Raw genomic sequence first — 24,446 nt, 5'->3', positions numbered from 1 at the left:
GACCAGACCCGTCCCCGCTCACTTTCCTGCCGTCGCCCCCGACGCCGCCCGCACCGGCGGCAGCAGCGCAGGCGATCCCCACTGCCAGGTCCAGATCAGGTCGAGCGCGTTGTCCGCGCCGGACTGGGCGCGCAGCGTGAAGCGTCTGGCCGCGCGGTAGATCAGCTGCCAGGTGCCGCTGGCGGCGGTCAGGCTGCGTTCGTAGCCGACGTACCAGCGCTGGCTGATCTGCTTGCCCAGCGTGACCACCGTCTCGCGGCTGTCGCCGTCGCCGCTCTGGCGCACCGAGAGCTGGTCCAGGCCGATGCGCTCGACCAGCGAGGGCGCGTCGTTCTCGCCGGCGATCAGCGCGGTGGCGGCGCGCTGCAGCAGCGCCAGGTCGGTGCGGCCCAGGCCGTCGGAGGCCCGCCCCAGGATCAGCCACGACAGCCGGTCGGTGTCGCTCATCGACGGCTCGCTGATCAGGCGAACGCGCGGGTTCTGCGCGGTGCCGGTGACGCTGACGCCGACGCGCACGTCCTCCAGGTCGGGCCGGATCGCCTCGATGTCCAGACGCGGGTTCTCGGGCACGCCGGTGAAGCTGATGACCGAGCGCTCGATGCGCAGCTTCTGGCCGTAGGCCGCGTAGGTGCCGTCGACCGCGTGGATCGCGCCCTGCACCGCCAGGCGGCCGGCCGGGCTGCCGACCCTGAGCTCGCCGGTCAGGCGCGCGCCCAGGCCGCGGCCGCGCAGCATGAAGCGCTCGCCCAGGTCGACGCGCAGGTCCAGCGCGGTGGTGCGCCGGCTGGCCGGCGCCGGATCGCGGGCGCGCGTGCCGCGGCCCGGGCTGCCGCGGTCGACGTCCACGTCGTCGCCCAGCGAGGGGGCCTCGGACTGGCTGAGGTCGAAGCGGCCCTCGTCGATCTTCAGCCGGCCCTGCAGCCGCGTCTGCTGCGCGTCCAGGCGCAGGTCGGCGCCACCGCTGAGCACGACGCGCCGGTCGATGCGCTGCAGCGCGGCGAAGCGGTCGGCCTCGAGCCGCAGCGTCAGCACGGGGGATCCGGCCAGCTCGGCCTGGCCGCGCAGGTCGAGCGTGCCGGTGCCGGCGCGCACGGTGAAGGTGTCGATGCGCGCGGTCTCGCCGTCGAGCCGCACGCGCAGCTGCGCATCGCGCCAGTCGATGCCCTCGAGCACGTTGCGCACCGACAGGCCGCTGCCCTGCAGCGTGCCGGCGTAGGTCGGCGCGCCGGCGCGCCCGCCGATCTGCGCCTGCCCGGCCAGCTTTCCGCCCAGGCGCCAGCCCGCCGGCAGCCAGCCGCCCCAGTGCTCGAGCTGCGCGACCTGCAGCTCGAGGCGGCCGTCGAGCGCCGAGTCGGCGGCCGGCCAGGGCTGGTCGGCGCGGGTGCGCAGGCTCTGGCGGCCGTCGATGCGCCCGAGCTGGCTGCCGTCGATGCGCTGGCTGAACTGCCACAGGCCGTCGGCGGCCTGCAGCTGCAGCGCGATCTCGCGCAGGCCGAGGTGGCGCGGCCCGGTCCCGAGCTCGCGGTCCTCCAGGCTCAGGTCGCCCGACTCGCGCCGCAGCGCGCCGTCGAGCGTCGTGCGGCCGTCGGCCGACTGCAGCTTCAGGTGGCCGCCGAGCACCAGGTCGCCGCTCCAGCCGAGATCGGGCTGCAGCCGCTGCAGCACCGGCGCCAGCGCCAGCGGCTCGAGCCGGGCCTGCAGCGCCAGCCGGGGCGGCTGCTGCGGCGCCAGCCGCGCCTCGAGCGTGTCGATCGCGACGCGGCCGTCGAGCAGCGCCAGCCGGCCCGGGCCGGCGCGCAGCTGCGTCGCGCCCTCGGCCAGCCGCTGCAGCGACAGCGGCAGGTCGTCCAGGTGCAGCAGCGCCATGACCGGAGCCGGCGCGGCCGGATCGGCGCCGCGCAGGTCGAGCTCGCGCAGCCGGCCCTGCCAGTTCAGCGGCCCGTCGGGAGCCGCCAGCCAGCGCGAGGCCTCGGCAAGGCGGCCGTCGAGCGCCAGGCGCAGCTGCAGGCGCCGCGGCGTGGCGGCCACGTCGCCCGCGTCCGCTCCAGGGTCCGCGGGCGATGCGGCGGCGCTAACCAGGCGGCCGTCGAGGTTCAGCTGATGCTCCTGCAGGCTGCCGCGCCCGCGCAGCGTCAGCGCCTCCAGGCTGCGGCCGGGCTGCTCGAGGCGGTCCAGGTCGAGGTCGATCTCGAGCGGGTCGCCGGCCGACTGCAGGCCGGCGCGGGCCTGCAGCTTCAGGCCGCGCAGCGTGCTGCGCTGCGGCAGCTCCAGCCGGCCGGCATCGAGCCGCGACTGCAGCCGCAGCGCCGGCCAGCGGCCCTGCAGCTCGGCCTCGCCGCGCAGGTCGCCGGCCAGCCGCGCGTCCAGGCCGGCCAGCCGCAGCCAGGGCTGCAGCCGCTCGAGCGTGCCGCTGCGCAGCGTCGCCTGCCAGCGGTCGTCGGCGCCGCGCTCGGCCAGCGCGCCGCGCAGCGTCAGCTCGGTGGCCTCGGCGCTGCCGGCGCCGGCCCCGGCCTGCAGCGCCAGATCGGCCTGCAGCGGTCCGGCGCTCCCGGCCGGGCTGCTGCGCGCGCCGCGCTGCAGCTGCAGCCGCCCGGACAGCGGCACGCCCGCCAGCACGCTGGGCTGCAGCTCCGCATGGGCCTGGCCGTCGATGCTCGCCGCCAGCGTCGCCGCATCGACCCCGGCGGCGGGGCGGGGCAGCGTCAGGTCGGTGTCGAGGTGGCCGTCGAGCCGGTGCGGGCCGCGCTGCCATGCGCCCTGCGCCTCGCCCGGCCACCACAGAGAGGGATCGAAATGCGCCAGCCCGGCCTGCAGCCGCAGCCGCCAGCGCTCGTCGCGGCCCTCGCCGCTGCGTTCGGCGCGGCCGGAGGCCTCGAGCCGGGCGCTGCCGCTGCTGGCCAGCAGCCGCTCGAGCTCGAGCCGCTGCGCGGTGGCCTGGGCCTGCAGCAGCAGCCGCACCTCGCCGACCTCGGCGCCGCCCGGCGCCGGCCCGCTCAGGCGGCCGCGCAGATCGGCGAGCAGCGTCGCGCGCGGCAGCGCCACCGCTGCGGCCGGCGGACTCGCGGCCTGCGGCTGGCTCCAGGTCAGCGTCAGCGGGCCGCTGACATGCATCGCCGGTGCGCGCGGATCCAGCCGCGACGGACGCAGGTCCTGCAGCGTCGCCGACAGCGCCAGCTCGAGCGGCGTGCCGGCCCCGCTGCCGATGCTCCAGCGACCGCTGCCCAGCACGGTGCCGGCGGGATCGCGGCCGTCGTGCAGGCCGATGCGCAGCGTCTCGAGCGTGCCGGTGTCGGCGGTGCGCAGGTCGCCCAGCGCACCCAGGCGCAGCGTCTCGACCGGGATGCGCTGGCGGTCGAGCCGGCCGGGCTGGTGATTGACCAGGTCGGCCTGCACCCGCAGCTGCTGCGCGGTGGCCGCGCCGGCGCGCTGGTCGAGCTGCGCGTCGATGCGGCCGCTCAGCGCGGTCGTCGGCAGGCCGCTGGCGAAGGGCGCCAGATCGAAGGCCTGCATCTGCGCCTGCAGCCGCGACAGCGGCTGGCGCTGGTCCGGGCGGATCTCGGCCTCGGCGTCCAGCGCCTGGCCGTGCGAGACCAGCCGCGCCTGCAGCGCCAGCCGCGCCAGCGGGCCGCGGGTGCCGACGTCGAGCCGCCAGTCCGGCACCGGCGTGTCATGCGCCGGCTCGATCTCGAGCTGGGCCTCCAGCGGCAGCGGCGCGGCCGCGCCGAGCGCGAGCCGTCCGCGCAGGCCGATGCGGTCCCAGCGCAGCGCCAGCGCGTCGATGCGGTGGCGCGCGCCGCTGCCCGCGGGCAGGTCGATGCGCGCGACGATGTCCTGCACCGGCCGATCGCGGATCGCGTCGACGCGGAGCCGGCCGATGTGCAGCCGGTCGACGGACAGCGCCAGCGGCAGCGCCAGCGCGGTCGGCAGCACCGCCGGGCTGTCGTCGGCCGAGCGCCCGCGCAGGTCGATCGCTCCGATCTCCAGCGAGGCCAGCCGCAGCGAGGGCGCCTCGCCGCGCGGCCAGCCGGCCTGCAGCCCGCGCCAGGCCAGGTGCTCGAGGCGCAGCGTGCGGCCCGGGCCGAGCGCCAGCTCGAGCGCGTCGATGTCCAGATCGCCGGCCAGCCGGCCGCGCAGCCCGTCGACCGTCAGGCCCGGCACCATCGACAGCAGCCGGCGGCTGCCGTCCTGCGAGCCCAGCGCCGACAGCAGCAGCGTCGCCGCCGCCGTCAGCAGCAGCACCAGCGTCAGCAGCGCGAGTGCCCAGCGGCTGCCGCGTCGGCCGCGGCCACCGCCGGAGAGGGCCGGCGCGCCGGCAGGCGGGGTGTCGGGGGAAGGGGAGGGGGCGGAGGCGTCGTCGCGGGGCATGGGCCGCAGTCAGGCGAAGGGGGCGGTGGAGGCAGGTCGGTCCGGTTCCGGCCGGGTCGTCAGTAGGTGATGCCGAGGCTGAAGTGCAGCCGCAGCCGGCGGTCGCGCTGGCCGTAGGCGAGGTCGAGCCGCAGCGCGCCGACCGGGCTGCGCCAGCGCAGGCCGACGCCGTAGCCCAGCACCGGGTTGAAGCCGTTCCACGAGGCCTCGGCATGGCCGGCGTCGATGAAGACGGCGCCCTGCAGCGCCGGATTCGACGCCCGCAGCGGCCGCGCCGCCTCGACGCTGGCCACCGCCAGCGCCCGGCCGCCGACCGCGTTGCCGGAGGCGTCGGTCGGGCCCAGGCTCTGGCTGGCATAGCCGCGCACGCTGTCGTCGCCGCCGGTGCGGAACAGCAGCGTGTACGGCACCGCGACCGCGTCGCGCGCCAGCACATGGCCGAGCTGCACCCGCGCGGTGGTGTACCAGTCGCCGAGGCGGTCGTAGCGGGTCAGCCGGCCGGTGGCGCGCACGAAGGGGCCGGGCTCGCGCGGCGTCGAGCGGTAGGAGTGGCCGACGCCGAGCTGCAGCGACAGGCTGGTGCCGCGGGTCGGCAGCAGCGCGTCGTCGAGCCGGCGCCAGACCCACTGGTAGTTGGCGCTGACGGCGGGGGTGTCGTCGCTGATGCTGCCGTCGGCGATCACGCGGGTGCGCACCCGCTGCCACTCGAGGTAGTAGAGCCGCTCCAGCCGCTCGTCGTCCTTGCTGCGGCCCAGGCGCGCGCTCTGCGTCGTCACCGCCAGGCCGCTGGCCTCGGCGTGCTGCGCCAGCACCGAGGCGACGTTGCGGTAGGGGCCGGGATGCGGATGCGAGGTCAGGTCCAGCGACAGCAGCCGGTCGGTGCGCGCGAGCTGCAGCTTGGTCTTGCCCTGCCAGTTCAGGCCCATCCAGCGCTGGTGCAGGTGCTCGAGCGTGACGCGCGGGCCGGTCGAGTCCGACACGCCCAGGCCGAGCGTGGCCTGCTGCAGCGGGCGCTCGCGCAGCCGCACCGTGACCGGCATCGCGCCGGCCTGCTCCGGATCGGGTTCCATCTGCACCGCGACGGTGTCGAACAGCGACGAGCGCGTCAGCCGCGCCTGGAATTCCTGCAGCGTCTGCTCGCGCAGCGGCTCGCCCGGCGCGAAGTTCTCCAGCGCCTGCACCGCGTCCGGGGCCACATGGTCCAGGCCCTCGTAGCGCACCTTGCCGAAGCGGAACAGCGGGCCGCTGTCGGCGACCAGGAAGAGCCGCGCCTGCGCCTGCCCGGCCTCGACCTGCGCGACGGTGCCGCTCCAGGCCGCGGTCGCGTAGCCCTCGGCGCGCAGCAGGCCGAGCGTGGCACCCTTGGCGCCGCTCCAGGCGTCCTGCGTGAAGACCTGGCCCGTCCCGAGCGACCAGGACTGGCGCGCGCGCTGCTGCAGCGCCTGCGCGGCGGCGTCGCCGCCATCGGCCGCCAGCGACAGCGCTCCCTCGAACTCGAGGCGGACCGCGCTCACCCGCGTCGGCGCGCCGGGCTCGACGATCAGCTTCAGCCGCACCAGCGGCAGTGCCCGCTCGCCCGGCGCGACCTGCGTGCGCTCGCCGCGGTCGACCGCCTCGGTGCGCACCTTCGCGCCGAACAGGCCCTCGGTCTCGAGCAGCGCGCGCGCCTGCGCCGGCGCGGCCTGGCGCAGCCGCATCAGCTCCGCGCGCGGCACCTGCGCCGTCTCCGGCGCGGCGAGGTAGCGCGACAGGTCGAGGTGGCGCTGCAGCAGCACGCGCAGCGCGTCCGGCGCCTCGATGTCGAGCGTCCAGGTCACGTCCTCGGCCGCGGCCGGGGCGTCGGCCTCGTCGGCGGACGGCAGCGCCTGGGCGAAGGCGCTCGCGCCGGGCAGCGCCAGCAGCGTCAGCAGCACGCACAGCGCATGCGCCGGCGCGGACGACAGGACGGGGCGGCGGTCGGTCGGCGCCCGCCTCATTTCGACAGCAGCCGCATCGCCTGCTCGAGGCCGGCCACGGTCAGCGGGAACATCCGGTGGCCCATCAGCTGCTCGATCATCGCGATGCTCTGGCGGTAGGGCCAGACGCCCTGCGGCTCCGGATTGATCCAGGCCGACTTCGGGAAGGCGCGCGTCAGGCGCTGCAGCCAGTCGGCGCCGGCCTCCGGGTTGTGGAACTCGACGCTGCCGCCGACCTGGGTGATCTCGTACGGACTCATCGTGGCGTCGCCGACCACGATCAGCTTCCAGTCCTTGTTGTACTTGCGGATCAGGTCCCAGGTGGGCAGCTTCTCGGCGTGGCGGCGGCGGTTGTTCTTCCACACGTGGTCGTAGACGCAGTTGTGGAAGTAGTAGAACTCGAGGTGCTTGAATTCGCTTTTCGCGGCACTGAAGAGTTCCTCGACCTTCGGGATGTGGTCGTCCATCGTGCCGCCGACGTCCATCAGCAGCAGCACCTTGACCTTGTTGTGGCGCTCGGGCACCAGGCGGATGTCGAGCAGGCCGGCGTTCGCCGCGGTCGAGTGGATGGTGTCGTCCAGGTCGAGCTCGGTCTCGGCGCCCTCGCGCGCGAAGCGGCGCAGCCGGCGCAGCGCCACCTTGATGTTGCGCGTGCCCAGATCGACGGTGTCGTCGTAGTCGCGGTAGGCGCGCTGCTCCCAGACCTTGACCGCGCTGCGCTCGCGCCCGGGGCCGCCGATGCGGATGCCGCGCGGATTCTGGCCGCCGTGGCCGAAGGGGCTGGTGCCGCCGGTGCCGATCCACTTCGAGCCGCCCTCGTGGCGCTCCTTCTGCTCCTCCAGGCGCTTCCTGAGCGTCTCCATCAGCTCGTCCCAGCCCAGCGCCTGCAGCCGGCTGCGCTCCTCGGCGGAGAGCTCGCGCTCGAGCGTGCGGCGCAGCCAGTCCTCGGGCAGCTCGCGCAGGTTCTCGGTCAGCATCTCCACGCCCTTGAAGTAGGCGGAGAAGGCGCGGTCGAAGCGGTCGAAGTGCGCCTCGTCCTTCACCATGATCGTGCGGGCGAGAAAGTAGAAGTCGTCGAGGCTGGGAATGCCCCGGCCGTCGTCGCCGTCGAGCACGCCGAGCTTCAGCGCCTCGAGCAGCACCAGCAGCTCGCGCACCGACACCGGCAGCCGCGCCGCCCTCAGGGTCTGGAAGAAGTCGATCAGCATGGCCTGACAGTCTAGGCCAGTCGACGCCGCGGCGGCGCCCGAGCGCCGGAATTGACCGATCCGCACCCGGATGATCGGCGGCTCGGACGGGTTCAGCGCGGGCCCGGGGCGGTCGAAAACGCCCGGATGAACCTGCATGTGCGTCCTGCCCGGCGCGCGGTCCGTGCCGCCGGGGCCGGCTTCAGCGCGATCGAGCTGATGGTCTCGATCACGGTGATGGCCATCGCCCTGACGATGGCGGTGCCGGGCATGGTCGGCTTCATCGCGGCGCAGCGGGCGCAGACCCTGGCTGGCGACTTCGTGACCTCCCTGGGGATGGCGCGCAGCGAGGCGATCCGGACCGGACGCCAGGTCACGCTGGAGGCCCTGAGCGGGGGCAGTTCCGGCAACGAGTTCGCCGCCGGATGGGCGCTCTATCTCGACAGCGACGGCAACGGCGTGCTGAGCGCTGCCGAGCGGGCCGCCTCGCCCAATCCGCTGCGTCTCCAGGCGGGGCCGCCGGTCTCGCTGCGGCTGCGGGCCTCGGGGGGGCTGCAGCGCATCGTGGTCGGCTCCGACGGCTTCCTGGTGCCGCCGGCCAGCGTCACCGTCGAGGCCTGCCCGGTCGCCGGCGGCGCGACGGGCGTGCGCATCGAGGTGCCGCCCAGCGGCATCGCCGACGTCACCCGTCGCATCACCTGCACGTCATGAGCCTGCACCCGCGAGCCTGCCGAGGCATCACGCTGATCGAGGCGCTGATCGCGCTGGTGATCCTGTCGCTGGCCGCGCTCGGCTATGCCGCGCTGCAGATGCGCGGGCTGTCGTCGAACGCAGGCGCGATGTGGCGCAGCAAGGCCGTGCTGCTGGTCGGAGAGGCCGCCGACCGGATGCGCGCCAACCAGCCCGGCGTCTCCACCGGGCTGTACGCCGGCTTCACCGGCGTGGGCGGATCCTGTCCGGTGGCGGCCGTCTGCGGTCTGGGCGTCAGCTGCAGCGCGGCGCAGATGGCCCGCGACGACTTCGACCAGTGGCGCTGCCGGGTGCGCGACGCGCTGCCCGGCGGTGTCGGCGTCATCTGCCTGGACAGCACGCCCGACGACGGCAACGTCTCGGTGCCCGCCTGCGACGGGCTGGGCAGCACCCTGGCGGTCAAGGTCTTCTGGAGCGAGGCCGCGGCATCGCTGCGCTCGGGCAGCGACCTGGATGCCGAGCGGCGCATCGTCAGCATGGTGCGGCCATGAGGCGGCTTCAGCGGCGGATCTCGCGCGGCTTCACGCTGGTCGAGCTGATGGTCGGCCTGGCGGTCGGACTGTTCCTCGTCGGCATCGCGAGCCTGATGTTCGTCGGCAGCAAGAGCACCCTCGTGTCGCAGGGCCATGCCGGTCGGCTGCAGGAGAGCGCGCGCTTCATCGCCGAGACGCTGTCGGCCGACCTGCGCATGGCCGGCTACCGCGGCTGCCGCGGCCAGGGCGCGACGACGCCGCTGACCAACACGCTCAAAACCCCGACCGCGCTGCGCTACAACTTCGCGCAGGGGGTGTGGGCCTCGCGCCGCGTGTCCTCGGCCTGGTCGCCGGCACTCGATCCGGAACTCTCGGGCCTGGCGGTGCCGCCGACGCCGGCCGGCGACGTGCTGGTGCTGCGCCGGGCCTACGGCCCGGGCTGGGCGCTGACGGCCGAGATGGGCTCGGGCACCGCGGTGCTCAATGTCTCGCCGACGGCGTTCCTGCGCCGGGGCGACCTGATGCTGGTGTCGGACTGCAGCGGCGCGGCGGTGCTGCAGGCGACCAACGCCACCCCGGGAACCGACGGGGCGATCGAGCACAGTGCGGCGGTGTCGCTGACGCCCGGCCTGACCACCGCCGATCTCGGCCGCGCCTTCCTGCAGGACGCGCTGGTGCACCGTCTGGGCATGGTCGTCTACTACCTCGCGCCGAGCGCGCGTGCCAGTCGTGCCGGGCAGTCGGCGCTGTGGGTGTACCGCTGGCCGTCCTACGACGGCTCGGTCACGCCGCTCGAGCTGGTCACCGGGGTCGAGCGCCTGACGGTGCGCCTGGGTCTCGATGCCAATGGCGACGGTGCGGTCGAGTCCTACGTGACTCCGGACCAGGTGATCGACTGGAGCCAGATCGCGGCTGTCCAGATCGACCTGCTGGTGGCGAGCACCGAAGACGGGGTCACCACCGCCGCGCAGCCCTATGCCTGGAACGGCGTCAGCGTGACGCCGACCGACCGCCGGCTGCGCACGGTGGTGCCGGTGATCGCGTCGGTGCGCAACTCGGTGCGCTGACATGCACGACCGGCAACACGGCAATGGCGAGGATCCGGTCATGACGGCGGACGGCATCACGCATGGCGTGCCGCGGCAGCGGGGCTTCACGCTGATCAGCATCCTGCTGATGGTGACGGTGCTGGCCGCGCTGGCGGTGGCCGGCATGGGGGCCAGCCTGATGCAGGAGCGCATGGCCGGCAACGCGCGCGATCGCAGTCTGGCGATGCAGGCGGCGGAGGCGGCCCTGCGCGATGCCGAGTCCGACATCGAGGCCTCGATCACGCCCGATTCGGACTTCGCCTCGGGCTGCGCCGACGGGCTGTGCCTGCCCCCTTCGATGTCCTCGTCGTCGCCGAGCTCGGTGCCGCTGTGGCAGACGCTGGACTGGAGCGCCTCGGCCGGCCTCAGCCGCGCCTACGGCTCGCGCACCGGTGTGGCGGCGCTGGCCGGCGTGGCGCAGGCGCCTCGCTACATCGTCGAGCTGCTGCCGCCGCTGCCGCCCGCCAGCGGCCAGTCCGCCGGCACCGGCGTGTCCCTGGTCAGCCTGGCGCAGGCCTACCGGATCACGGTGCGCGCCACCGGTGCGCGGGCCACGACCGTCGTGGTGCTGCAGTCGACCTACATCAAGCAGTGAGAAGAGCGAGAGAACCGTGATGCGAGCACGAACCCTGCTGCAGGCCTGCCGGGTGGCCTGCGTGGCGACCCTGGGCACCGGCGCGGCGGCGCAGACGCTGAACTTCGCGCAGGCGCCGATCTACCTGGGCAGCTCCGTCAAGCCCAACCTGCTGGTGCTCTACGACAACTCGCAGTCGATGGACGGCACGATGCCCGGCCGGCTGATCGCCGGCGATGACCCGAGCACGCGCGGCAACATCGCCCGCCAGGTGCTGCGCGACGCGATCACCAACTACCGCTCGGTCTTCCAGTGGGGCCTGGGCAGCTTCGGACTGACGGCGGCGCCGGCGAGCTATTTCACCTACGCCTACTATTTCGGCAGCGATACCCAGGTCGTCTACACCAACAGCTGCGTCGGCGGTGTCTCGCCTGCCAATGGCGGACTGCGCTGCATCGCCAATCCCCAGCCCGGCAACGGCTTCGGCTTCCTGACCTACGGCCGTTCCGGCGACGATGCCGACATCAACGACGTGCTCTACATCGGCGGCAACTACGGCGCCCAGCTCTACGGCCGAGGGGTCTCCGGAACGACCAGCTACGACGTCTACCAGAGTCACTCCAGCGGTGCGGGCTCGAGCTGGGCCGCCGGCGCCTTCTCGGGCGGGCTGGGCAACTGGACCTTCACCCCGACCGATGCCGGCTTCCTGCCGCAGACGCCGCCGTACACGCGCATCTTCTGGCTGCGCCGCGCCTGGGGCTACAACAACGACATCACCGGGCAGGGCGTCATCAACCAGCCGGTCGCTCCCGACTCGGCCTCGCAGTACTCGGCCCTGATGGCCCGGCTGGCCAGCGAGACGTCCAGCGCGACCTCGACCGAGCTGAAGAACGCCGCGACCTTCACGCCGCTGGCAGGCACGCTGGGCACGGCCGCGAGCTACTACGGCAACACCCTGGCGGGCCAGACCACGCCGATCACGCAGACCTGCCAGCGCAACTTCGTGCTGCTGGCCACCGACGGCAATCCGACCGGGCGCACCGACGGCACGATGTACACGCTGGCCGAGCAGCAGAACACCTACAGCGCCGCAACCGGCCAGTGGACCTTCTCTCAGGCCGCCAGCGACGTGTTCACCCAGGTCAGCGCGCTGCGCAGCGTCGGCATCACCAACAGCACCGCCGTCAACGGCCGCTACGACGTGAAGACCTATGTCATCGGCCTGGGCGACTCGGTGGCCAATGCCGCCTCGATCGCGATGCTCAACCGCATGGCCTCGCTCGGCGGCACCACCCAGGCCTACCTGGCCAGCGACTCGGCCACGCTGTCGCTGGCGCTGCAGCGCATCAGCAACGACATCATCGCGCGCACCAGCGCGGCCTCGGCGGTGGCGGTGAACGCCGGTGCCTGGACCTCCGGCTCGGAGGCCTACCAGGCCCGCTTCAACTCCGGCGACTGGTCCGGCCAGCTGCTGGCGCTGCCGCTCGGCAGCGACGGCACGCCGGCGACGACGCCGCGCTGGGATGCCGGCCAGCGGCTCGGGCTGCAGAACTGGAACACCGGGCGCCAGATCCTGAGCTATCGCGGCGCGAACGCGCTGGGCAGCCGCGGCGTGCCGTTCCGCTGGCCGGCCAACCCACTGCTGCCGACCTCCGCCGAGATCGACGCGGCGATGGTGTCCGCGCTCAACACCAGCCTGACCGGCAGCACCGACGGCCAGGGCGCGCTGCGGCTGAACTACCTGCGCGGCGACACGTCGCGCGAGCAGCGCAACTGCAGCGCCTGCAGCGCGCCGACCTTCCGCAACCGGACCACCTCGGTGCTGGGCGACATCGTCAACTCCGGCCCGGTGCATGTGTCGAGCGGCGGCCTGTACCTGCGCGATGCGGTCGAGGCCCAGAGCTACGCAGCCTACCGGCGCCAGCGCGCGGCGATGCCGGCGATGGTCTACGTCGGAGCCAACGACGGCATGCTGCACGGCTTCAGCGCCGCCACCGGCGACGAGGTCTTCGCCTACGTGCCCTCGCTGGTGGCCTCCCGGCTGAGCGCACTGACCGATCCGGGCTACGCGCACCGCTACAGCGTCGACGGCTCGCCGGTCGCCGGGGACGTGTACTACGGCGCGGCCTGGCACACCGTGCTGCTGGGCACGCTGGGCGCCGGCGGCAAGGGCCTGTACGCGCTCGACGTCAGCGACACCAGCAACTTCACCGAGGCGCGTGCCAGCCGGGTGGTGCGCTGGGAGATCGGCGCCACCGATGCCGACATGGGCCACCTGTTCCACAAGCCGGTCATCGCCCGGCTGGCCAACGGCCGCTGGATGGCGCTGACCGGCAACGGCTACAACAGCAGCAACGGCGTGGCCACGCTGCTGGCCATCGACATCGAGACCGGCGGGGTCACGCGCATCGGAACGCAGGCCGGCAGCACCACCTCGCCGAACGGCCTGTCGGGCGTCGTCGCGCTCAGCAGCCGCAGCAACGGCATCGTCGACACCGTCTATGCGGGCGATCTGGCCGGCAACCTGTGGAAGTTCGACCTGTCCTCGAGCAGCCCGACCGACTGGAAGGTCGCCTATGGCCCCCCCTCCAGCCCGCGGCCGCTGTTCGCCGCCGGCAGCAGCCAGCCCGTCACCTCGGTGCCGGACGTGACGCCGCATCCGTCCGGCGGCTACATGGTGACCTTCGGCACCGGGCGCTATCTGGACGTGAACGACGGCGCGGCCGGTGCGGTCCAGGCCGTCTACGGCCTGTGGGACAAGGGCAGCACGATCACCGCCAGCCAGCTGGTGACGCAGTCGGTGCTGGGCACCGCCACCGGCGGCGACAGCCGCGACTACCGCTTCACCACCTTCGCCGTCGGCACGCCCTCCGGGGCGCGCTACACCGGCGACGCCGCGCTCACCTTCGACCAGTACGTCTCCACCAAGCGGGGCTGGATGCTGACGCTGCCTGCCTCCGGCGAACGGGTCGTCTCGCAGGTCACGGTGCGCTACGGCAAGACCATCCTGACGACCATGATCCCCAGCACCCAGCCCTGCAGCAACGGGGGCGACAGCTGGGTCATGGAATTCGATCCGGTCACCGGCAACCGGCCCGACTCGCCGGCGTTCGACACCAACGGCGACAACAGCGTCGACGCGGCGGACCGTCTGACGCTGCAGGCCAGTCTGGCGCATGTCTCGGGCGTTCGCGTCGGCTCGATCGGCACGGCACCGACGCTGATCCGCTCGCGCAATCGCCAGCTCGACGACAAGCTGCTCAACACCTCGGGCGGTTCGGTGATGCGCATCCGCGAGCAGGGCAACACCAGATCTTCCGGCCGCGCCGGATGGGAGCAGCTGCAATGACGACGCCGCGCACGCGGCATCCGGTCCAGGCCGGGGCCCTGGGACTGGTTCTTCTGGCTCTCCTGCCGCCTGCCGGCGCGGCACGGCTCGCCCCGGGCATGGCCGCCGGCGCGACCGACAGCCGTGCAGGTGCCGCCGCCGCGGTTCCTGCGCCGCAGGCCGGGCTCGACCTGGCCCGCGCCGTCATCGTCCGTGTCGACGCGGCGCGGTCCACGCTGGTCCTCGACGGCCAGCCGGTGGGCTGGGACAGCGGTCAGCTGCGGGTCTACACCGCCTCGGGCGAGCCGACCGGCCCGGCCGCGCTGCAGCGCGGCCAGCGCATCCGCTATGCCCTCGAACCCTTCGTCGCGGTCGGCCGGCCGCGGCGAGTCGTGCTGATCTACCTGGACTCTCCGGAGCGCGCGCCATGAATGCTGCCCTTTCGTCCTCCTGTCCCTCCCGTCGTCGCGTCCACGGGCTGACGCTGATCGAGCTGGTGATCGTGGTCGCCGTGATCGGCGTGCTCTTCGCGGTGGCCACGCCGACCTGGCGCGAGCATGTCGCGAGCTCGCGTCGCAGCGAGGCCAAGGCCGCGCTCATGGAGATCGGGCAGACGATGGAGCGGCTGTACTCCGAGCGCAGCAGCTATGCCAGCGCGCGCATCGGCAGCCGCTCGGCCGCCACGGACGTGCTGGTCTATGGCCAGACCACGACCCGCAGCGGCTACTACACGCTGTCCTTCTCGCTCCAGACCGACCAGACCTACCGGCTGGTGGCCACGCCCGCCGGCGCGCAGGCGGGCGACAACTGCGGCAGCTACACCTGGGACCAGGCGGGCACGCGCGGCGTCAGCGGCGGCAACCCCGGCTGGACCGTCGCCAGGTGCTGGTGAGCCGCGCCGCGCCTCAGCGGTTGCGGCTCTGCATGAACACCAGCTTCTCGAACAGCGTCAGGTCCTGCTCGTTCTTCAGCAGCGCGCCGACCATCGGCGGGATCGCCACCTTCTGGTCGGCCGTCTGCAGCGCCTCCGCGCCGATGTCCTCGGCCAGCAGCAGGCGCAGCCAGTCGATCAGCTCCGAGGTCGAGGGCTTCTTCTTCAGCCCCGGCAGGCTGCGGATCTCGTAGAAGCGCTGCATCGCCGCGCTCAGCAGCTCCTGCTTCAGGCCGGGAAAGTGCACGTCGACGATGCGGCGCATCGTGTCGGCTTCCGGGAACTTGATGTAGTGGAAGAAGCAGCGGCGCAGGAAGGCGTCGGGCAGCTCCTTCTCGTTGTTCGAGGTGATGAAGACCAGCGGTCGGTGCTTCGCGCGGATGGTCTCGCGCGTCTCGTAGCAGTGGAACTCCATGCGGTCGAGCTCGCGCAGCAGGTCGTTCGGGAACTCGATGTCGGCCTTGTCGATCTCGTCGATCAGCAGCGCCACCGGCTGCTCGGCGCTGAAGGCCTGCCACAGCGTGCCCTGCACGATGTAGTTGCGGATGTCGCGCACCCGCCCGACGCTTTCCGGGTCGGCCATCTGGCTGTCGCGCAGCCGGCTGACCGCGTCGTACTCGTACAGGCCCTGCTGCGCCTTGGTGGTGCTCTTGATGTGCCACTGCAGCAGCGGCAGGCCGAGCGCCTCGGCCACCTGCTCGGCCAGCATCGTCTTGCCGGTGCCGGGCTCGCCCTTGACCAGCAGCGGGCGCTGCAGCCGGATCGCCGCGTTGACCGCGAGCATCAGGTCGGGCGTGGCGACGTACTGGTCGGAGCCGGTGAACTTCATGCGGGATGTCCTCGTGTGATCCTGTGTCTGGGGCACGGGCCAGTATATCGAGGCGGTCGTCAGGGCGCTCCGGCGCCCGGTCATGGACAATCCGCGCATCGACAGGCAAGGACCGACAGGCAAGGAGGACGTCATGCGCTGGCAGGTGGCGGTGAGGTCGTCGCAGGACGCGGCGGCGGCGGTGCGGGCAGGGGCCCTGGGGCTGGAGCTCCAGGTGGCCGCGCCCGAGCGGGTGCGGGCGATCTGCACCCAGGTTCGCAACCAGGCCGACGGCGTGCTCATCGGCGTGACGCTGCCGCAGGCCGGCAGCACCGCGGCGCTGCAGGCGCGGCTGCAGCCGCTGCTCGAGGCCGGCGCCGACCGCATCGCGGTGCCGCTGGGCGACGCCGCGACGGCCGCGCCGCTGCTGCGGCTGCTGGCGACGCTGGACCGGCGCGAGCGTGGACGCGGCGGCCCGGCGCTGGTGCCTGTGCTGGCGCTGCCCGTGCACGAGCTGGCCGGCGGCACGGCGGTCGACCGCGTCGAGTCGCTGGCTTCCCTGGCCCGGGCGGAGGGCCTGCGCGCGGTGCTGCTCGATCTCGAGGCGGGCGCGGCGGACACGCCCGGCGCCGTCTGGCGCCTGCGGCCGCTGCCTGCGCGGGTGCCGGCGCTGATCCGCGCGCTGCAGGGCGCCGGCATCGAGGTCGGCGTGCAGGTCGCGGTGCGGCGCGAGGACATCGGCCGGCTGGTCGACTGGGCGCCGGACTCCGCGACGCTGGTCTGCCAGGAGCGCGACGCGCAGGGCGATCCGGTGCTCGACGTCGACCGCCTGCTCGAGCGCCTGCGCGATCCGCGCACGCCGCAGCGCCAGCCGGCGCTGGCCGGCTGAAGCCGCCTGCTCGGAGGCCGCGATGACGCTCGACTATCTGCTGCTGAAGAAGATCCATGTGCACTGCGCGGGCCTGAGCGTGGCGCTGTTCGCGCTGCGTCTGGGGCTGCGGCTGGCCGCGCCCGAGCGCCTGGCCGCCTGGACGGTCCTGCGGGTGCTGCCGCACGGGGTCGACACGCTGCTGCTGTCGGCGGCGATCGCGATGGTGGTCGTCGGCGGCATCGACCTGCTGCACGCGCCGTGGCTGCTGGCCAAGATCGGCGCGCTGCTGCTCTACATCGTGCTGGGCTCGGTGGCGCTCAAGCGCGCGACCACCCGCACGGGCCAGGCCGCGGCCGGCCTGGCGGCGCTGGCCACCGTCGGCTGGATCGTCGCCACCGCGGTGGGCAAGCAGCCCTGGCTGCCCTGACGGACTCTTCCTGCTTCCATCCCTCCATGACGCTTCCCGGCTTCCATTCCCCCGCGATCGGCTTCGAGCAGCCCTTCGAGATGCTCTCGGCCTGCCACGAGCGGGTCGAGCGCACGCTGGCGCTGTTCGAGCGCCTGGTCGCGCATGTGCGCGCGCAGGGCCATGACGCCGCCTCGCGCTCGGCCGCGGCCGACGTGCTGCGCTACTTCGATCTCGCCGCGCCGCACCACCACCAGGACGAGGAGCGCCATGTGCTGCCGCGGCTGCGCGCCTCGGGCGCGGCGCAGGCGCGGGCGCTGGCCGACACGCTCGAGGACGAGCACCGCCGGATGGAGCAGCTGTGGGCGCGCCTGCGCGAGCCGCTGATCCTCTGGCGCGAGGCGCCGGACGGCGAAGGGGGCGACGGCCCGGGCCGCGACTTCCCGCTCGAGGCCGAGCGGCAGGCCTGGGCCGCGCTCTACGCCGGCCACATCGAGGCGGAGGAGGGCCGCGCCTACCCGCAGGCCCGTGCGGGGATCGACGCGCAGCCCGCCGCCGCCGAGACGCTGGCCGCGATCGGCGCCGAGATGGCCGCGCGCCGCCGCGTGCCGGGCGGCGCGGCATGAGCGCCCGCCGCGATTGGCTGCGCCGGGCGCTGGGCGGTGGTGCCGGCCTGGCGCTGGGCTGGACCGGCGCGCGCGCTCAGCCGGTGGCGGTGCTGGAGCTGCCGCAGGAACACGCGGTGCCCGGCGGCGTGGTGCTGATCCCGCTCGGCCCGGCGGCGCAGATGCCGCGCGCCGAGCATCAAGGCGTGCCGCTGCTGGTGGTCGGCGACCCGATCGCCTGGACCGCGGTGCTCGGGCTGGCGCTGGCGGCCGCGCCCGGCGCCGGCGAGATCGTCGTGCGCCGCGACGATCGCCCGCCCGAGCGGCTGCCCTACCGCGTGGCTCCGCACCGCTACGCCGAGCAGCGCCTGACGGTGGCGCCGCGCCATGTCGAGCTCTCGCCCGCGGATCTGGCCCGCCACGAGCGCGAGCGCGAGCGCCAGGCGCAGATCGTCGCCCGCTTCAGCCGCCCGCTGCCGGTCACGCTGCGCATGCGCGCGCCGGTGGGCGGGCCGCGCTCGAGCTCCTTCGGCCTGCGCCGCATCTTCAACGGCCAGCCGCGCAATCCGCACAGCGGCATGGACATCGCCGCGCCGACCGGCACGCCGGTGGTGGCGCCGCTCGACGGCGAGGTGGTCGACGTCGCCGACTACTTCTTCAACGGCCGCACCGTCTGGCTCGACCACGGCGGCGGCCTGCTGTCGATGTTCTGCCACCTCTCGGCCGAGCATGTGCGCCCCGGCGACCGGGTGCGCACCGGCGAGCGGGTGGCCGATGTCGGCGCCACCGGCCGGGTGACCGGCCCGCACCTGCACTGGTCGGTCAGCCTGAACCGCGCGATGGTTGATCCAGCGCTGTTCCTGGCTGGAAGCACGGACTAGGCTGGAGGGATCTGCCTTTCTGCCAGGAGCGCCGCATGTCCCAGGCCCGGACCAGCCAGTCCCATCCGCTGCAGATCGCCCCGGTGCGCGCCAGCGCGGCGCACGGGCGCATCGGCATCACCTTCTGTCCCGGCAAGCATGACCGCTTCGCGATGACCGGCCGCTGGGAGCGCGACCTGGCGACGGACCTGGACGCGATCGCCGCCTGGGGCGCGCGCCTGGTGCTGACGCTGGTCGAGCCGGCCGAGCTGGTCGCGCTGCGCGTGCCCGATCTCGGCCTGGAGGTGCAGCGGCGCGGCATGCGCTGGTGCCATCTGCCGATCGCCGACTTCTCGGTGCCCACCGAGCTGTTCGAGCGCCAGTGGCAGGCGCGCGGGCCGGAGATCCGCGACCTGCTGCGCGGCGGCGACGACGTGCTGGTGCACTGCAAGGGCGGGCTGGGTCGCGCCGGCATGATCGCCGCGCGGCTGCTGGCCGAGCTGGGGCTGCCGCCGGAGCAGGCGGTGCGCGAGGTGCGCCGCGCCCGCCCCGGCGCGATCGAGACGCCGGGCCAGCTCGCGCTGGTGCGCGCCACCGGCGTGGTCGCCGACGACGACGCGATCGACGTCGCGTCGATGCGCCGGGTCGGCGCGTCGACGGGCAGCCACCCCGGCGGCGTCTTCGAGGACGACGCGGGCCGGTGCTTCCACGTCAAGACGCTGGAGTCGCCCGAGCATGCGCGCAACGAGCGGCTGGCGGCGCGGCTGTACCGGCTCGCCGGCGCGCCGACGCTGCGCTACGTGCCGACCCGCGCGCCCGATCAGGTCGCCACCGTCTGGACGCCGCTCGAGCGCCGGCCGGTCGCGCGCTTCACCGAGGCCGAGCGCCGCCAGGCGCAGCGATGGTTCGGGGTGCACGCCTGGACGGCCAACTGGGACGCGGCCGGCTTCGCCGGCGACAACCAGGGCGTGTCGGCGCAGGACGGCACGGTGCTGACGCTCGACGTCGGCGGCGCGCTCGAGTTCCGGGCGCAGGGCGAGCCCAAGGGCCGCGCCTTCGGCGACCGGGTCGGCGAGCTCGACCTGATGCGCACCGACCCCGGCAACCCGCACGCGGTGCGCCTGTTCGGCGACATGGACGCGGCGGCGCTGCGCGAGGCGATCGCCGTCGTCGTCGCGATCGCGCCGGAGCGCATCCGCGAGACGGTCGCCGCCGAGGGCGGCCGTCCTGCGCTGGCCGAGCGGCTTGTCGCGCGTCAGGCGGACATGGCGCGGTGGCTGACCTCGATCGCCCGCCCCGTCTCCAGGAAGGCGCCGCCGGCGACGTAGTGCAGCGTGCGCGGCACGGTGCTGCCGGGCGTGTCGTCGACATGCCAGCGGCCGTCGCGGAACGCCCGCGCATCGGCCTGCGCGGCGACCACCTCGGCGATGAACAGGTCATGCCGGCGCTGGTTCTCGGCGTCGGGCAGCACGCGGCATTCCAGCCAGGCCAGGCAGCCGGCGATCCGCGGCGCGCCCACCTGCGTGGCCGCCAGCCGCTCGAAGCCGCAGGCACCGATCTTGTCGGCCTGCTCGCGTCCCGAATCCGATCCGGCCGTCAGCACGGCGGCGGCCTGCGCGCTCGACGGAATGTTCAGCACGAACTCGCCCGAGGCCTCGACCAGCTCGCGGGTGAAGGTGCTGCGGTCGATGACGACCACCACCTTCGGCGGCATGAAGTCCAGCGGCATCGCCCAGGCGGCGGCCATGACGTCGTCGCGCCCGGCGTGGGCGCTGCTGACCAGCGTGACCGGTCCGTGGTTGAGCAGGCGGTAGGCGCGGTCGAGGGGGACGGGGAGGAGGGGGGCGGAGCTCATGGACCGGATTGTGAGCGTGCAGGCGCCTGTGCCGGACACGGAAACACTCTGTCCCTTGCCCGGAACACCCCGCCCGCCGTGCCGCGGTCCCGGTCGGGCCGTTCCCCCTGAGTCCACGGGTTAACCCGTCATGGAACGTCGCTTGCAGCAGCAGGCGGCATGAACGCGATTCCCGGCTTTCTCCAGGGTGACGACGGCGAGGGGCCTGTCGAGGCGGCGCCGCGGCAGGTGCATGTCGAGGCGCCGGCGCGGCTGCATCTGGGCTTTCTCGATCCGGCGGGCTCGCTCGGGCGGCCGTTCGGCAGTCTCGGGCTGACGATCGACGCGCCGTGCACCCGGCTGACGCTGGCGGCGGCGGCCGACGGGGTGACCCGGGTCGAGGCCGCGCCCGGCGTGCCGCCGGAGGAGGCCGAGCGCGCGGCCGCGCATCTGGCCTTGCTGGAGCGGCGCACCGGCCGCTCGGCGGCGCTGCGGCTGCGGCTGCACGAGGTGCTGCCGCCGCATGCCGGCTTCGGCTCGGGCACGCAGCTGGCGCTGGCGGTCGGCCGCGCCTTCCTGCGCTGGCACCGGCTCGATCTGCCGAGCGCGCAGCTCGCGCAGTGGCTCGGGCGCGGGCTGCGCTCGGGCATCGGCATCGCCGGCTTCGACCAGGGCGGGCTGCTGCTCGACGGCGGGCCGCTGCCCGATGGCCGGCCCGCGCCGCTGCTGGCGCGCCTGGCGCTGCCGCCGGCCTGGCGGGTGCTGCTGGTGACCGAGCCGGGCGGGCGCGGCCTGTCGGGCGCGGCCGAGCGCGCCGCGCTGGCCGGCCTGCCGCCGCTGCCGCGCGAGGCGGCCGCCTGCATCTGCCACGAGACGCTGATGCGCATCCTGCCCGGCGCCGGTGGCGCGGGCTTCTCGAGCTTCGCCGCCGGCGTCAGCGCGGTGCAGACGGTGCTGGGCGAACACTTCGCGCCGGCCCAGGACGGCGAGCCCTTCGCGCGCCCGGCGATCGGCCGGCTGATGCGCTGGCTGGCCGAGGCGGCGGCGCAGCCCGCGCCCGGCCTGGGCCCGGGGCAGACCGGCGCCGGCATCGGCCAGAGCTCCTGGGGACCGACCGCCTTCGCGCTGCTGCCGTCGGCCGAGCGCGCCCGCACGCTGGCCGAGGCCGCCCGCCGCGCCGGCCTGCTCGCGCCGGGCCTGCAGTTCCAGATCGTCGCGCCCGGCGCGCACGGGGCACGCGTGGCCGTGCTCGAGCGCGGCCTGCCGGCGTGGCCGATGTCGTCCAACCCTCCTGTCCAGGTCCCGCGATGGAACATCCCTACATCCTCCACATGTTCACCCCCGGCTCGCAGATGAGCCCCTTCGACATCAACATGGCCGCCGACGCCGGCTACCAGGTGCTGGCGCCGTGCTGCGGCGTCACGCTGGCGGCGGTGACCGGGCTGACGCAGGACACCATCTTCTCGCGCAGCCCCAAGGGCCTGGCGCGCACCGGCATCTTCATCGGCGGGCGCGACGCGCTGCTGGCGGCCGACATGCTCGACCGCGCGAAGGCGGCGATGGTGCCGCCCTTCCGCGTCGGGCTGATGGCCGATCCGAGCGGCGCCTACACGACGGCCGCGGCGATGGTGGCCTGCGTCGAGGCGGCGCTGCTGCGCGGCGGGTCGGCCGGCGGGCTGGCGGGCCGGCGCGTGGTCGTGCTCGGCGGCACCGGGCCGGTCGGCCGCATCGCCGGCGTGATCGCGGCGCAGGCCGGCGCGCAGGTCGCGCTGTCGAGCCGCAACGGCATCGACGCGGCCGGCGAGGCGGCGCAGCAGACCGGCGCGCGCTTCGGCGTCGCGCTCGAGGGCGTCAGCGGCGGCGACCGCGAGGCGGTGCTGCGCTCGATCGCCGAGGCCGACGTGGTGCTGGCCTGCGCGGCCGCGGGCGTGCAGGTGGTCGACGCCGAGGCGCTGGCGCAGGCGCGTGCGCTGAAGGTGGCGGCCGACGTCAACGCGGTGCCGCCCTCGGGCATCGCCGGCATCGGCGTGATGGACGACGCCGTGCCGATCGCCGGCCGGGACGGCGCGGTGGGCATCGGTGCGCTGGCCATCGGCAACGTCAAGTACCAGACCCAGCAGCAGCTGCTGCGGCGTCTGCACGAGGCCGCCACGCCCGAGGTGCTGGGCTTTGCCGAGGCCTTCGCGGTCGCGCGAGAGCATCTGCGCCAGCGCGCCGGCGCATGACGGCGGACCCGGGTCGGCGGCTGCGCATCGCCGGCGTGTCGGTGCGCGCCGCGACCGAGGCGGCGCGGCGCGACGGCTTCGAGGTGCTGGCGATCGACCGCTTCGGCGATCTGGACACCCGTGCCGCGGCGGGCGCCGGCTGGCAGGCGCTGGCGCCGGACCCGGCCGAGGCGCTGCCCGGCGCGGACCGGCCGCTGCTGGTCGGCGCGGGCTTCGAGGCGCCGGCCCAGCTCGAGCGGCTGCGCCGGCCGGGCGTGCGCCTGCTCGGCACCGCGCCGGACGATGTGGCGCGGCTGCGCGATCCGGAAATCTTCTTCCTGACGCTGGGCGTGCTCGGCGTGCCGCATCCGCCGGTGCGGCTGAGCGCGCCGCCGCCGTCGTCGGCGCGGCTGTGGCTGCGCAAGGACCTGCACGGCTGCGGCGGCGAGCAGGTGCTGCCGGCCGACGCGCCCGAGGCCGGCGGCGCGACGCCGGGCGGCTTCTGGCAGCGCCGCGTCGACGCGGCCCGGCCGGTGTCGCTGACGCTGATCGGCGACGGCCGGCGCGCCGCGCTGCTCGGGCTGAACCGCCAGCGGGTGCATCCGGCGCCGCCGTGGCGCTGGCGCTTCGGCGGGCTGATCGGGCCGCTGCCGCTGCGTCCGGCCGAGGGCGCCGCGCTGCAGGCGCTGGCCGACCGGCTGGTCGACGCCTTCGGCCTGCGCGGCCTGTGCAGCATCGACGCGCTGCAGCCGACCGACGGCGGCGCGCTGCAGGTGCTGGAGATCAATGCCCGGCTGCCCGCCAGCCTGGCGCTGTACGGCCGCGAGGGCGGGCTGATCCGCGCCCATGTCGAGGCCTGCCGCGACGGCCGCCTGCCCGACGCGGCGGCGCTGGCGCGGCTGGCCGGCGGCGCGCCCGGCGGCTGGGAGATCGTGCGTGCGCCGACGGCGCTGGCGCTGGATGCGCGGGCGATCGAGCACCTGGCCGCGCAGGCCGCCGCGCTCGGCCTGCATGACCTGCCCGCGGCGCCGCAGCGGCTGGCCGCCGGCGAGCCGCTGTGCTCGGTCGGCGTGGCGCCTGCCGCGGGTGCCGGTGCGGCGGCCGTGCGCCGGCAGCTCGCGCTGCGGGCGCGTGCGGCGCTGGCTTTCCTGAACCCTTCTTCCTGACGAGTCCGCGATGAACCTGCCTCCTGCCTCCATTGCCGGCGCCCGGTCCGGCGCCATGCCCCGAGCCGTGACCTGCATCAACCGCCGCGCCGCGCCCGGCGTCGATCGGCTGGTCGAGCAGGCCGACCTGCTCGGCGTGGCGGTCGACGCCGGGCCGCTGGGCGTGCGCCTGATCGACGCCGGCATCGACGCGCCCGGCAGCACCGAGGCCGGCCTGCGGATCGCGCAGATCTGCCTGGGCGGCCTTGGGCGGGTGGGGCTGCAGGCGCTGCCGCGGGAAGGCTGGCCGGCGTGGCTGCAGGTCGACAGCGCGCAGCCGGTGGTCGCCTGCCTGGGCAGCCAGTACGCCGGCTGGAGCCTGGCGGCGAGCAAGGAGGAGACCGGCGGCAGGCGCTTCTTCTCGCTCGGCTCGGGCCCGGCGCGCGCGCTGGCGGCGAAGGAGGCGCTGTACGCCGAGCTGGGCTGGCGCGACGAGGACCGCTCGCGCGGCGGCGTGCTGGTGCTGGAGGTCGACCGCCGCCCGCCCGAGGTGGTCGTGCGGCGGCTGCTGCGCGACTGCGGCCTGGAGGGGCCGGAGCTCACGCTGATCCTCACGCCGACCGCCAGCCGCGCCGGCACCGCGCAGGTGGTCGCGCGCGTGCTGGAGGTGGGGCTGCACCGCGCGCACGAGCTGAAGTTCCCGCTGGCCGACGTGCTGGAGGGTTCGGCCTGCGCGCCGCTGCCGGCGCCGGCGGGCGATGCGATCGAGGCGATGGGGCGCACCAACGATGCCATTCTCTACGGCGGCCAGGTGCGGCTGGTGGTGGGCGGCGCTGTCGAGGCGGCCGAGGCGCTGGCGCGGGCGCTGCCCTCGGCCGGCTCGCGCGACTTCGGTCGGCCCTTCGCCGAGATCTTCCGCGCCGCCGACTTCGACTTCTACCGCATCGATCCGGCGCTGTTCGCGCCGGCCGAGGTCTGGGTCTCGCATCCGGCCAGCGGGCGCACCTTTCACGCCGGCGCGCTGCGCATGGACCTGCTGCACGCCGCCTGGGGAGGCTGAGC

Annotated in this window: 21 protein-coding genes; 16 read left to right on the top strand and 5 right to left on the bottom strand. The window is 74.7% G+C overall.

From position 1 onward, the window contains the following. Positions 1-18: 18 nt before the first annotated feature. From HNQ01_RS04465 to HNQ01_RS04455, 3 genes are read right to left on the bottom strand one after another with little or no spacing between them, the layout of a single operon-like run. Positions 19-4,365, bottom strand: a complete 4,347-nt coding sequence (locus HNQ01_RS04465) for a translocation/assembly module TamB domain-containing protein (RefSeq protein WP_173804170.1) — start codon at positions 4,363-4,365, stop codon at positions 19-21. A 59-nt stretch (positions 4,366-4,424) separates the two neighbouring features. Beyond that, the gene (locus HNQ01_RS04460) at positions 4,425-6,341 is read right to left on the bottom strand and encodes an autotransporter assembly complex protein TamA (RefSeq protein WP_173804169.1); all 1,917 of its coding nucleotides are present in this window, start codon (positions 6,339-6,341) and stop codon (positions 4,425-4,427) included. Continuing rightward, positions 6,338-7,528, bottom strand: a complete 1,191-nt coding sequence (locus HNQ01_RS04455; protein ID WP_173804168.1) for a vWA domain-containing protein — start codon at positions 7,526-7,528, stop codon at positions 6,338-6,340. Before HNQ01_RS04455 ends, HNQ01_RS04460 begins: the two co-directional genes overlap by 4 nt. A gap of 126 nt (positions 7,529-7,654) precedes the next feature. Between HNQ01_RS04455 and HNQ01_RS04450 the strand changes: the two genes are divergently transcribed. From HNQ01_RS04450 to HNQ01_RS04420, 7 genes are read left to right on the top strand one after another with little or no spacing between them, the layout of a single operon-like run. After that, positions 7,655-8,218: a GspH/FimT family pseudopilin gene (locus HNQ01_RS04450; protein WP_173804167.1), complete on the top strand. Its 564-nt coding sequence runs from the start codon at positions 7,655-7,657 to the stop codon at positions 8,216-8,218. Next, on the top strand, positions 8,215-8,748 hold the full coding sequence (gene pilV, locus HNQ01_RS04445) for a type IV pilus modification protein PilV (RefSeq protein ID WP_173804166.1): 534 nt from the start codon (positions 8,215-8,217) through the stop codon (positions 8,746-8,748). Before HNQ01_RS04450 ends, pilV begins: the two co-directional genes overlap by 4 nt. Further along, positions 8,745-9,797 (top strand): PilW family protein, encoded by a 1,053-nt coding sequence (locus tag HNQ01_RS04440; RefSeq protein ID WP_173804165.1) that lies wholly within the window; start codon positions 8,745-8,747, stop codon positions 9,795-9,797. The genes pilV and HNQ01_RS04440 overlap by 4 nt, the downstream gene beginning before the upstream one ends. 1 nt (position 9,798) lies before the next feature. Further along, entirely contained in the window at positions 9,799-10,413 is a 615-nt protein-coding gene (locus HNQ01_RS04435) for a pilus assembly PilX family protein (protein ID WP_173804164.1), read from the top strand. A 19-nt stretch (positions 10,414-10,432) separates the two neighbouring features. Then, positions 10,433-13,741, top strand: a complete 3,309-nt coding sequence (locus HNQ01_RS04430; RefSeq protein WP_173804163.1) for a pilus assembly protein — start codon at positions 10,433-10,435, stop codon at positions 13,739-13,741. Continuing rightward, positions 13,738-14,151 carry a hypothetical protein gene (locus HNQ01_RS04425; protein WP_173804162.1) on the top strand — a complete coding sequence of 138 codons (414 nt, stop codon included), beginning with the start codon at positions 13,738-13,740 and terminating at the stop codon, positions 14,149-14,151. Before HNQ01_RS04430 ends, HNQ01_RS04425 begins: the two co-directional genes overlap by 4 nt. Further along, positions 14,148-14,612: a type IV pilin protein gene (locus HNQ01_RS04420; RefSeq protein ID WP_173804374.1), complete on the top strand. Its 465-nt coding sequence runs from the start codon at positions 14,148-14,150 to the stop codon at positions 14,610-14,612. Before HNQ01_RS04425 ends, HNQ01_RS04420 begins: the two co-directional genes overlap by 4 nt. 13 nt (positions 14,613-14,625) lie before the next feature. Here the strand turns inward: HNQ01_RS04420 and HNQ01_RS04415 are convergent, their stop codons facing one another. Beyond that, positions 14,626-15,480: an AAA family ATPase gene (locus HNQ01_RS04415; RefSeq protein WP_173804161.1), complete on the bottom strand. Its 855-nt coding sequence runs from the start codon at positions 15,478-15,480 to the stop codon at positions 14,626-14,628. An 82-nt stretch (positions 15,481-15,562) separates the two neighbouring features. On the opposite strand from HNQ01_RS04415, the gene HNQ01_RS04410 reads away from it, so the two are divergent. Genes HNQ01_RS04410 through HNQ01_RS22320 form a run of 5 tightly spaced genes read left to right on the top strand, consistent with a single transcriptional unit; the run spans position 15,563 to position 19,529 of the window. Beyond that, on the top strand, positions 15,563-16,348 hold the full coding sequence (locus HNQ01_RS04410; RefSeq protein ID WP_173804160.1) for a hypothetical protein: 786 nt from the start codon (positions 15,563-15,565) through the stop codon (positions 16,346-16,348). A gap of 22 nt (positions 16,349-16,370) precedes the next feature. Further along, entirely contained in the window at positions 16,371-16,757 is a 387-nt protein-coding gene (locus HNQ01_RS04405) for a SirB2 family protein (RefSeq protein ID WP_173804159.1), read from the top strand. Between the two features lie 26 nt (positions 16,758-16,783). After that, a complete protein-coding gene (locus HNQ01_RS04400; RefSeq protein WP_173804158.1) occupies positions 16,784-17,362 on the top strand; it encodes a hemerythrin domain-containing protein in 579 nt (192 codons plus the stop codon). Beyond that, complete coding sequence (locus tag HNQ01_RS04395; protein WP_173804157.1) at positions 17,359-18,222, top strand: peptidoglycan DD-metalloendopeptidase family protein; 864 nt, start codon at positions 17,359-17,361, stop codon at positions 18,220-18,222. Before HNQ01_RS04400 ends, HNQ01_RS04395 begins: the two co-directional genes overlap by 4 nt. Before the next feature lie 35 nt (positions 18,223-18,257). Then, positions 18,258-19,529, top strand: a complete 1,272-nt coding sequence (locus HNQ01_RS22320; protein ID WP_173804156.1) for a cyclin-dependent kinase inhibitor 3 family protein — start codon at positions 18,258-18,260, stop codon at positions 19,527-19,529. Here HNQ01_RS22320 and HNQ01_RS04385 read toward each other — a convergent pair. Next, entirely contained in the window at positions 19,457-20,056 is a 600-nt protein-coding gene (locus HNQ01_RS04385; RefSeq protein WP_173804155.1) for a flavin reductase family protein, read from the bottom strand. The two genes, HNQ01_RS22320 and HNQ01_RS04385, sit on opposite strands and share 73 nt — an antisense overlap. A gap of 159 nt (positions 20,057-20,215) precedes the next feature. Between HNQ01_RS04385 and HNQ01_RS04380 the strand changes: the two genes are divergently transcribed. From HNQ01_RS04380 to mch, 4 genes are read left to right on the top strand one after another with little or no spacing between them, the layout of a single operon-like run. Beyond that, positions 20,216-21,391: a GHMP family kinase ATP-binding protein gene (locus HNQ01_RS04380; protein WP_286180462.1), complete on the top strand. Its 1,176-nt coding sequence runs from the start codon at positions 20,216-20,218 to the stop codon at positions 21,389-21,391. Further along, on the top strand, positions 21,343-22,260 hold the full coding sequence (locus tag HNQ01_RS04375; protein WP_173804154.1) for an NAD(P)-dependent methylenetetrahydromethanopterin dehydrogenase: 918 nt from the start codon (positions 21,343-21,345) through the stop codon (positions 22,258-22,260). The genes HNQ01_RS04380 and HNQ01_RS04375 overlap by 49 nt, the downstream gene beginning before the upstream one ends. Further along, on the top strand, positions 22,257-23,405 hold the full coding sequence (locus HNQ01_RS04370; RefSeq protein WP_173804153.1) for an ATP-grasp domain-containing protein: 1,149 nt from the start codon (positions 22,257-22,259) through the stop codon (positions 23,403-23,405). Before HNQ01_RS04375 ends, HNQ01_RS04370 begins: the two co-directional genes overlap by 4 nt. A 10-nt stretch (positions 23,406-23,415) precedes the next feature. Further along, a complete protein-coding gene (gene mch / locus HNQ01_RS04365; RefSeq protein ID WP_434801482.1) occupies positions 23,416-24,444 on the top strand; it encodes a methenyltetrahydromethanopterin cyclohydrolase in 1,029 nt (342 codons plus the stop codon). Positions 24,445-24,446 lie beyond the last annotated feature (2 nt).

The sequence above is a fragment of the Sphaerotilus uruguayifluvii genome (assembly GCF_013294065.1).
Classification (GTDB): Bacteria; Pseudomonadota; Gammaproteobacteria; order Burkholderiales; family Burkholderiaceae_C; genus Sphaerotilus; species Sphaerotilus uruguayifluvii.
This window is presented reverse-complemented; position numbering and strand designations above follow the sequence as displayed.

Coding starts and splice junctions, on each gene's coding strand:
- HNQ01_RS04465 (WP_173804170.1), bottom strand. CDS start 4,365: ATGCCCCGCGACGACGCCTCCGCCCCCTCCCCTTCCCCCGACACCCCG.
- HNQ01_RS04460 (WP_173804169.1), bottom strand. CDS start 6,341: ATGAGGCGGGCGCCGACCGACCGCCGCCCCGTCCTGTCGTCCGCGCCG.
- HNQ01_RS04455 (WP_173804168.1), bottom strand. CDS start 7,528: ATGCTGATCGACTTCTTCCAGACCCTGAGGGCGGCGCGGCTGCCGGTG.
- HNQ01_RS04450 (WP_173804167.1), top strand. CDS start 7,655: ATGAACCTGCATGTGCGTCCTGCCCGGCGCGCGGTCCGTGCCGCCGGG.
- pilV (WP_173804166.1), top strand. CDS start 8,215: ATGAGCCTGCACCCGCGAGCCTGCCGAGGCATCACGCTGATCGAGGCG.
- HNQ01_RS04440 (WP_173804165.1), top strand. CDS start 8,745: ATGAGGCGGCTTCAGCGGCGGATCTCGCGCGGCTTCACGCTGGTCGAG.
- HNQ01_RS04435 (WP_173804164.1), top strand. CDS start 9,799: ATGCACGACCGGCAACACGGCAATGGCGAGGATCCGGTCATGACGGCG.
- HNQ01_RS04430 (WP_173804163.1), top strand. CDS start 10,433: ATGCGAGCACGAACCCTGCTGCAGGCCTGCCGGGTGGCCTGCGTGGCG.
- HNQ01_RS04425 (WP_173804162.1), top strand. CDS start 13,738: ATGACGACGCCGCGCACGCGGCATCCGGTCCAGGCCGGGGCCCTGGGA.
- HNQ01_RS04420 (WP_173804374.1), top strand. CDS start 14,148: ATGAATGCTGCCCTTTCGTCCTCCTGTCCCTCCCGTCGTCGCGTCCAC.
- HNQ01_RS04415 (WP_173804161.1), bottom strand. CDS start 15,480: ATGAAGTTCACCGGCTCCGACCAGTACGTCGCCACGCCCGACCTGATG.
- HNQ01_RS04410 (WP_173804160.1), top strand. CDS start 15,563: ATGGACAATCCGCGCATCGACAGGCAAGGACCGACAGGCAAGGAGGAC.
- HNQ01_RS04405 (WP_173804159.1), top strand. CDS start 16,371: ATGACGCTCGACTATCTGCTGCTGAAGAAGATCCATGTGCACTGCGCG.
- HNQ01_RS04400 (WP_173804158.1), top strand. CDS start 16,784: ATGACGCTTCCCGGCTTCCATTCCCCCGCGATCGGCTTCGAGCAGCCC.
- HNQ01_RS04395 (WP_173804157.1), top strand. CDS start 17,359: ATGAGCGCCCGCCGCGATTGGCTGCGCCGGGCGCTGGGCGGTGGTGCC.
- HNQ01_RS22320 (WP_173804156.1), top strand. CDS start 18,258: ATGTCCCAGGCCCGGACCAGCCAGTCCCATCCGCTGCAGATCGCCCCG.
- HNQ01_RS04385 (WP_173804155.1), bottom strand. CDS start 20,056: ATGAGCTCCGCCCCCCTCCTCCCCGTCCCCCTCGACCGCGCCTACCGC.
- HNQ01_RS04380 (WP_286180462.1), top strand. CDS start 20,216: ATGAACGCGATTCCCGGCTTTCTCCAGGGTGACGACGGCGAGGGGCCT.
- HNQ01_RS04375 (WP_173804154.1), top strand. CDS start 21,343: ATGGAACATCCCTACATCCTCCACATGTTCACCCCCGGCTCGCAGATG.
- HNQ01_RS04370 (WP_173804153.1), top strand. CDS start 22,257: ATGACGGCGGACCCGGGTCGGCGGCTGCGCATCGCCGGCGTGTCGGTG.
- mch (WP_434801482.1), top strand. CDS start 23,416: ATGAACCTGCCTCCTGCCTCCATTGCCGGCGCCCGGTCCGGCGCCATG.